The organism is Mesorhizobium sp. M7A.F.Ca.CA.003.01.2.1, assembly GCF_003998945.1.
Lineage (GTDB): Bacteria > Pseudomonadota > Alphaproteobacteria > Rhizobiales > Rhizobiaceae > Mesorhizobium > Mesorhizobium ciceri.
In genome coordinates this window covers 1-7,790 of the sequence record NZ_RZRA01000143.1, presented here as the reverse complement: position 1 = coordinate 7,790, position 7,790 = coordinate 1, and the positions used below count along the sequence as shown (strand labels likewise).

At 65.0% G+C, this 7,790-nt stretch carries 7 protein-coding genes; 1 reads left to right on the top strand and 6 read right to left on the bottom strand.

What is annotated here, in order from left to right:
• The 6 genes from EN969_RS08660 to EN969_RS08635 all read right to left on the bottom strand — a co-directional run.
• Positions 1-737: ATP-binding cassette domain-containing protein (locus EN969_RS08660; protein ID WP_164758185.1), on the bottom strand; the 737-nt coding region annotated here is incomplete at its 3' end.
• Between the two features lie 49 nt (positions 738-786).
• Positions 787-1,800, bottom strand: a complete 1,014-nt coding sequence (locus EN969_RS08655) for an ABC transporter substrate-binding protein (protein WP_013528926.1) — start codon at positions 1,798-1,800, stop codon at positions 787-789.
• A 95-nt stretch (positions 1,801-1,895) separates the two neighbouring features.
• Positions 1,896-2,786, bottom strand: coding sequence for an SMP-30/gluconolactonase/LRE family protein (locus tag EN969_RS08650; RefSeq protein WP_063170401.1), 891 nt, complete (start codon positions 2,784-2,786; stop codon positions 1,896-1,898).
• A gap of 195 nt (positions 2,787-2,981) precedes the next feature.
• Positions 2,982-3,950: a YihY/virulence factor BrkB family protein gene (locus EN969_RS08645; protein WP_245441347.1), complete on the bottom strand. Its 969-nt coding sequence runs from the start codon at positions 3,948-3,950 to the stop codon at positions 2,982-2,984.
• A gap of 114 nt (positions 3,951-4,064) precedes the next feature.
• Positions 4,065-4,787 (bottom strand): response regulator transcription factor, encoded by a 723-nt coding sequence (locus EN969_RS08640; protein WP_027163049.1) that lies wholly within the window; start codon positions 4,785-4,787, stop codon positions 4,065-4,067.
• The gene (locus EN969_RS08635; RefSeq protein WP_063169507.1) at positions 4,787-6,067 is read right to left on the bottom strand and encodes a histidine kinase; all 1,281 of its coding nucleotides are present in this window, start codon (positions 6,065-6,067) and stop codon (positions 4,787-4,789) included. Before EN969_RS08635 ends, EN969_RS08640 begins: the two co-directional genes overlap by 1 nt.
• 323 nt (positions 6,068-6,390) lie before the next feature.
• Here EN969_RS08635 and EN969_RS08630 point away from each other — a divergent pair.
• The coding region (locus tag EN969_RS08630; RefSeq protein ID WP_245467426.1) for a glycoside hydrolase family 15 protein at positions 6,391-7,790 on the top strand (1,400 nt) is incomplete at its 3' end.

Below are 7,790 nucleotides of genomic sequence, written 5' to 3'. Positions count from 1 at the left end.
CCGCCCATCGCCGTCACCAGCCGGTTACGGTCGAAGGCGGTGGCGGCGTCGGCGACAACCACCTTGCCGTCGCGCATCACCACGATGCGGTCGGCGTTGCGCAGCACCTCCCCCAGCACATGCGAGATCAGGATGCAGCTTTTGCCGCCGGCAACGAAGCGGCGCACGAAGGCCAGCAACTGGCCCGCCGTATGCGCGTCGAGCGACGATGTCGGCTCGTCGAGGATGACGAGGTCGAGACGATCCTGGGTGACGGTGAAGGCGCGCGCCACTTCGACCATCTGGCGACGGCCGATCGACAGGTCGCCGACAATGTCCGACGCCGAGATGCTATGACCCGGAAAGATCTCGTCGAGCTTGGCGGCGATCAGCTCGGCCGCCTTGCGCCGCCAGCCGAAGCCACGCAGCGAAGCGTGGTTGATGCGTGTGTTCTCGGCGACGCTGAGATTGGGGCACAGCGACAGTTCCTGAAACACGCAGCGTATGCCGAGCTGCTGCGCGCGCGACACCGAGTAGTTGTCCTCGGTGTCGCCATGCACGCCGATCTGCCCGCTGTCGGGCACCAGCGTGCCCGCCACCATGTGCATCAGCGTCGATTTGCCGGCGCCATTGTGGCCGACGAGCCCGACGCATTCGCCGGGTCCGACGTGAAAATCCACGCCACCCAGCGCGCGAACGGCGCCGAAATGCTTTTCGGCGCCGTTCAGTCTGATGATGTCAGCGTTACCCCTGGGCATGCTCAACGATACTCGCTTGGCGATACGGACGGCAACGCTTGGCCGACACTCACTTGATGTTGGCTTTGATGGCCGCGATCGCGTCTTCCTGCGTGTATTCGTGGCTGGCGACGCCGCCCTTGGGGATCTTTGGCAGCTCGGCCTCGAAATCGTCCTGCGTGAAGGCCAGATACGGCACCAGCAGGTCGTGCGGAATATCGGTGCGGCCGTCGAGCACCTGCTGCGCCACCCAGAAGGCGAGCGATGACACGCCGGGCGCGATCGATGCCGACCAGGTCTGGTAGCCGTCCTTGTCCTTCTGCTCCTTCCACCACTGCAACTCGTCCTGGCGGTTGCCCATGATGATGGTTGGGCGCGGCTTGCCGGCGGCGGCGAAGGCCTGTGCGGCGCCGTAACCGTCGCCGCCCTGATCGACGACGCCGACGATGTCGGGCAGCGACGGCAGGATGGTCGCCACCGCCTTTTGCGCCGTCGTCTGGTCCCAGTCGCCGGTCACCGAACCGACGATCTTGAACTCGGGATGGGCGGCGACGCCTTCGAGGATGCCGGCATGGATGGCATCATCGATCGAGGTGCCGGCAAGGCCGCGGATTTCAAGCAGATTGCCGCCCTTGGGCTGGAACTTGGCCATCTGCTCGACTTCCTGCTTGCCCATGTCCTTGAAGTCGACGACGACGCGGTAGGCGCAAGGCTCGGTCACGGTGCCATCGAAGGAGACGACGGTGATGCCGGCATCGCAGGCCTGCTTGATGGCGCCGTTGAGCGCATCCGGCGAGGCAGCGTTGATGACGATGGCGTCATAGCCCTGCAGGATCAGGTTCTGCACCTGCGCCGCTTGCGTCGGCACCTCCTTGTCGGCGGTGGTGAAGATGTCGGCCGCGCCGACCACCTTGTCGGCGACCGCCTTCTTGGTGACGATGCCATAGCTGTCGAGCATCGCCTGTCGCCAGGAATTGCCGGCATAATTGTTGGAAAAAGCAATCTTCTTGCCACTGGTGTCGGCCAGCGCCGTGCCCGAAGCGAGCATTGCCGCCAGAGCGCCCAGAACGAACAGTTTCTTCATGTCGTTATCCTCCCAGATGTGTTGACTGCTGTATTCCCACCGGCTTTGACCCGGCCTCACTCCCAACTCTGATTTGAGCACGGATTGTCGCGAGCTCAAAACAGTCTCAATCCCGGCACGCGCACCCTGAGCCGGTACAGCGACGTCGACGCGGCAATGTAGAGGCTTTGCAAATCGTCGTCGCCGAAGGTGAAATTCGCGCAATCTTCGGGCGTCCGGATGACGCCAAGAATGGTGCCCGACGCGTCGAAAATGTGGATGCCGCCGGGTCCGGTGCAGTAAAGATTGCCGCGGCTGTCGATCTTCATGCCGTCGGGCGCTCCCGGCCCGTCGCCCTCGGTTGCTGCCCACACCGCGCCGCCATTGAGGTCGCCATTGGCTTCGACGCCGAACACCCTGATGTGCCCGCGTTCGGTGTCGTTGATGAACAGCCGCGACTCGTCCAGCGAAAAGCACAGCCCGTTCGGCTGCCCGAAATCGTCGGCCAGCAATGTCAGCCGGGCGCCGTCGCCATCGATGCGGTAGACGCCCTGGAACGGCAGCTCCTGCGGGCGTGGCACGCCATAGAACTCCCTCCGGCCATAGCCCGGATCGGTGAAGTAGATCGATCCGCCGGTGGCAACGACGATATCGTTCGGGCTGTTGAGCTGCTTGCCCTGATGATGCGTGGCCAGCACGGTCACGCTGCCGTTGGGCTCGGCGCGGGTCACGCGGCTCGTTGCGTGCTCGCAGGTGACCAGCCGCCCCTGGCGGTCCAGCGTGTTGCCATTGGCCTTATGGCTCGGCTCGCGGAACAGCTCGATCTCGCCCTCGGCACTGCAGCGATACATCCGGCTTTCCGGAATGTCGGAGAAGACCAGCCATTTCTCATAGGGATGCCAGACCGGCCCTTCGAGGAAGCCGAAGCCGCTCGCCAGCGTTTCGATCGGCGCATCGCCGACGACATCGTCGAAACCGGAATGGCGCGCACGCGCCGGCACCGACATCATCGGCTCCCGGCGCGAACAGCCGTGCTACTCCGCATGGTGACGAATGGCATGAGCGCTTCCCGATACAGTCTTCTTGTTGGGGCAGAGCGTAGGCGCGGTCCCGACGAGCCGATACGGGTCAAAGCGCACGGGCGACTGTGCATTTGCACAGTCGCCCGTGCCTATCGAGCGTAGAATACCGGCGACGTCAGATCAGGGCCGGCGAACACTTCGCAAAAGCGCGGTCAAGGTTGCGCTCGCGCACGCCACCGCCACAAGCACGACCACGCCAGCAGCATTGGACTCCTGTTGTGTTCGAGCTGAGCCGTGCTGCACGGACAAAGGGCTGTGAACCAACCTCTTCAGATCGGACCGGCTGCCGTGGCGAACGGAATAGGCGCGCGTGAACTCGGCGCCGAGGAGGAAAATCTCCGACGAGTAGTAAACCCAGAGCAAAATCACGAGCAGTCCGCCGGCGGCGCCGTACGACGACGCAATCGCGCTGGTGCCGATATACCAGCCGATAAGCGATTTTCCCAATGTGAACAGGGCCGCGGTTCCGACAGCGCCGATTCCCACATCGCGCCATTCCAGGGTTCGATCGGGCAAAACCTTGTAAATGGCGGCAAACATCACGGCGATAAGCACAAACGAAACGACGCCGTTGATCCCGCTGAGTATGATCGTTCCGAACGGCAGATGGGCGTTGATGAAAGCGCCCAGTGCCGAAATCGCAGCGCTTGCGATGAGAGAGACCAGCAACAGGAACCCGAGTGCGGCCACCAACCCCAGACTGGCGGCCCGTGCCCTCACCAGACGCGACAGGGAATTGCCTTGCGGTTCGATCTTCCAGATTGTGTTCAACGACTGCTGCATTTCGCCGAAGACGCCAGAAGCGGCTACCAGCAAGGTGACCAGCCCTATGATCGCGGCCCAGGTGCCGTACAGCCTGCCGGATGCACTTTCCAGCGCAGTCTTGAGGAGATCGGCGCTTTCCGGTCCCATCAGCCCTGATATCTGCGCGGACAAGGCCAATTGTGCGGCATCGTGGCCGAAGACGAGACCAGCAATCGCAACCACGATCAGCAAGATCGGCGCCAGCGAGGTGGCGGCATAAAAGGCCATCGCCGCACCATGGCTGAGCGCATTGTCGTCGATGAAACCGACGACGCTTTCGCGCACCAGGTGCCATGAATCTGCAAATGAGGGTCGCACTTCGGATCCGCAGGCGTTGAGTTGGCGTTCACTAGCAATGCGCCGGACCTTCCGATGTTCCGGCTTGTGGCCGCCGCTGTTTCAGTGCTCCGCCAGCCAGGCGTCGAGCCGGTCCTGTTCGCGACGCAGTGCGTCGATGTTGATCAGGCCGCGCGCCATGGCGAGATAGATCGCCCGCGTCCGCGAGTTGAACACGGAAGCATCGCCGGTGCCGTCCTCCGCCGGCACGATGCCGAGCTTGTCGTAGCAGTGCTTGATGCGGCTCTGCGCACCACGGATCGACAGGCCGCGACGTGCCGCGATCGCCCGGTCGGTCAGGCCGAGCGCGATGTCGATCAGGCTTTCATATTCGCCGTCGGTGATGCCCTCGAACTTGTCCTGAACGCGATGCTGGATGCCGCGGATCTCGCGGTCGATGATGCAGTGGCCTTCGCGGAAAACCCCGCGCAGGGCGGACCGCATGCCTTCCTCCGTCGCCGATTTCAGCACATAGCCGTAGACAGAGCCGGGCGGGACGATGCGCGCCACGCCGCGCACATAGGCTTCGTCGGCGAAATTCGACCAGAACAGGATGTGCGTGCCGGCGCGGCGGTTCCAGATCGCCCTGGCAACTTCGATTCCCGTCGCCTTCGGCATCTGCAAATCGAGCACGACATGCAGTGGCTCGCGCTCAGTCGCCAGGTTGATGGCGTCCTCGCCGTCGCTCGCTTCGATCACCTCGACGTCACCGGGCCACAATTGCTCCACCGTCCGCCGCGCGAAGCTACGGTGCAGCCCGTCATTCTCGGCGATCATCACAAGCATCACATGGCCTCCGATACGGCGAGTTCGCCAGGCATTGTTGCAGCCGCCGCCAGTTCCCGTAATGGCTGGCGGTCGATCTCGACGACGACACGGGTGCCGCCGTTCTTGCGGCCGGCCTGGCCGATGCGCAGCCGCGCCCCGATAAGGGCTGCCCGCGTGTGCATATGGCCGATGCCGCCATACGCGGCCGGGTCAACGGCGCCGCAGCCCTGGCCGTCATCCGTCACGATCACCCGCAGCACGCTCGCGGTCGACGCCAGCAGCACGTCGATGCGGTGCGGCGCGGCATGGCGAACGGCATTGTTGATCGCTTCCTGCACGATCCGGTAGAGCGCGGTCCGCACTGGCTCCGACAGGCTGTCGGCGCCGCCGTCGCTGGTGTCGGCGATGCGCACGGCGATCGGCGGCTTGGCCCTGGCGACGCTGCGGTTGAGATGCGCCTCGACCGCATCGCGCAGGCCGAACAGTTCAAGCACGCTCGGCCGGATGTCGTCGACGATGTGGCGCAGTTCCGTCAGGCAGCCGGCGACCTCCTTCTCGAGATCGGCAAGCTGTGCTGCCCGCGCCACGCCCTGGCCGCGAAGTGCCGAGAGCTGGCGCGCGATGCGGGCGAGATCGGCAAGCGTCTGGTCGTGCAGGTCCATGGCCATGCGCCGGCGTTCGCGCTCCATGCCTTCGGTCAATTGCGAGGCGCCGACGCGCAGCAGCTCGACGCGATTTCGCGCCTCGCTCTCGGCCAGCATGGCGCGGCGCGCCTCCTCGGTCTGGATCAGCGCGAAGATGTAGGGCGCGATCAGGTCGGCGCATTGCTGCGCGACCGCGACGTCGGCAAGCGTGTAGCAGTCGACCTCGTGCCGGCTGATGTTGAGCGCGCCGATGATGCCGCCGCGCGCCCTGAGCGGCACGACGATGCGGCTGCGCAGCCTGGCGGCGAAGATCGGACCATCGATAGCGGTGGCGAAATGGAACCGCTCGTCGCTCAGCGCGTCGTCGGCGAGCAGATAGGGGACTTCGCCCCACAGCACCGAGCGGATCGGGCTGACTTCGGTCGGCAGCGGATGCTGGGCAAGCTCGCTCCAGCTGGTGTGGAAGCCGGCTTCGTAACAGGCGTGCCGGCGCCCATCATGCGACAGCACCGCCAGATCCATGTGGTCGTGCGGGATGAGCGAGCCGATCTCGATGGCTGTCGCGCGGAACGCCGTGCCGGGATCGATATGGCCGGCAAGCGCCCGCGATATCGCCAGCAGCCGGTCGATCAGGACCAGGGACACTTCCGCCATTGCTTTCACGATCCTCCCGTGCCGGGAAATAGTGGACGCATGCCGCCGCCGCTGTCAACGACGGTGCCTTTGGTCATAGGAATTTTTTCTTGACTCGGTGAGCTCAGCTATGGTACATTTTCGTCCATGGTGCTGATTTGCGCCGGTGACCCGCCGCACTGGCGGGTTTTTCATTTGCTGCTCCGTCAGCGCAGACGAAAGCTCCGAAGAAACCCGTTAGCCCTAGTTCGTTGCCCTGCCGTCGGCGCCGATCAACTTGCGGTGCAATGATTGTAAAGGGTTCGCGTCCTGGTCTAGGGAGGAGGCCAGGAGACCGAAACAGAATGCCAGTGACGCAAAACGTTGCTCCGGGCGCCCCGGGAATTCCGGCGCGCTGGACGTCAAGCGCCAAGAGCGGCGTCGGAACGTCGCTTTCGCCGGCCGGCCGGATCTGGTTCACGATCAGCCACGGCATGCTCAACGAAATCTACTATCCGCGCGTCGACAGTGCCTGCACCCGCGACCTCGGCCTCATCGTCACCGGCGCCGCCGGCTATTTCTCGGAAGAGAAGCGCGCTGCCACGCACAGCATCGAACCGTTCGAGGACGGCGTACCCGCCTACCGGCTGGTCAACACGGCGAACGACGGCGCCTGGCGGATCGAAAAGCGCATCCTCGCCGATCCGGCGCGCCCGGCGCTGCTGCAGGAAATCACCTTCACGGCGCTGAGGGGCGTCGCTGACGATTATCGCGTCTACGCGCTTCTGGCGCCGCATCTGGTCAATGCCGGCATGGGCAACACCGCCTGGGTCGGCGAGCACGAGGGAAAGCCCGTGCTGTTCGCCTCGGGGCGCGGCTCCTGCCTGGCGCTGGCCTCGTCGCTGCCCTGGCGGACCGGCTCGGCCGGCTATGTCGGTTTTTCCGACGGTTGGCAGCAACTGCACAACACAGGTGAGCTCGATGCTGCGTACCAGCGGGCCGAGGACGGCAATGTCGCGCTGACCGGCGAGATCGGCTTTTCCGCGGCCAGGACCAAGGCTTTGCTGGCGCTGGGATTTGGCGCGACGCCCGAGGAGGCCGCGGAACATGCTTTCGCCAGCCTGAAGCAGGGTTTTGAACCCGCGGCGAAATCCTACCTCCAGAACTGGCGCAACTGGCAAAAGGGCCTGCTGCCGCTCGACCGGCACGCGGTGCCCGGGATCAACTTCTATCGCGTCTCGACGGCGGTACTGGCGACGCACCGGTCGATCGCCACACCGGGCGCCGCGGTCGCCAGCCTGTCGATCCCGTGGGGCTTCGACAAGGGCGACGACGACCTCGGCGGCTACCATCTGGTCTGGCCGCGCGATCTGGTCGAGACGGCCGGCGGCTTTCTTGCTGCCGGCGACGCCGCCTCGGCGTTGCAAATCCTCGACTATCTCGGCTCCATCCAGCAGCCGGACGGCCACTGGCCGCAGAACGCCTGGCTCGACGGATCGGCCTATTGGCCCGGCATCCAGATGGACGAATGCGCCTTTCCGCTGCTGCTGGCCGAAGCTTTGCACCGCGCCGGCCATTTGCCGCACGCCAGGCTCGCAGTCTTTCTGCCGATGATCGAGCGCGCCGCCGGGTTCGTCGTGCGCAACGGGCCGGTCACCGGCGAGGACCGCTGGGAAGAGGATGCCGGCTACAGCCCGTTCACGCTCGCCGTCGAAATCGCCGCACTGCTTGCCGCAGCCGACCTGCTCGACGCCTGTGGCAAGCC

Bases quoted from the DNA above. Each gene is read 5' to 3' on its own strand.
- EN969_RS08655 (WP_013528926.1), bottom strand. From the start codon at position 1,800: ATGAAGAAACTGTTCGTTCTGGGCGCTCTGGCGGCAATGCTCGCTTCG.
- EN969_RS08635 (WP_063169507.1), bottom strand. From the start codon at position 6,067: ATGGCGGAAGTGTCCCTGGTCCTGATCGACCGGCTGCTGGCGATATCG.
- EN969_RS08640 (WP_027163049.1), bottom strand. From the start codon at position 4,787: ATGCTTGTGATGATCGCCGAGAATGACGGGCTGCACCGTAGCTTCGCG.
- EN969_RS08650 (WP_063170401.1), bottom strand. From the start codon at position 2,786: ATGTCGGTGCCGGCGCGTGCGCGCCATTCCGGTTTCGACGATGTCGTC.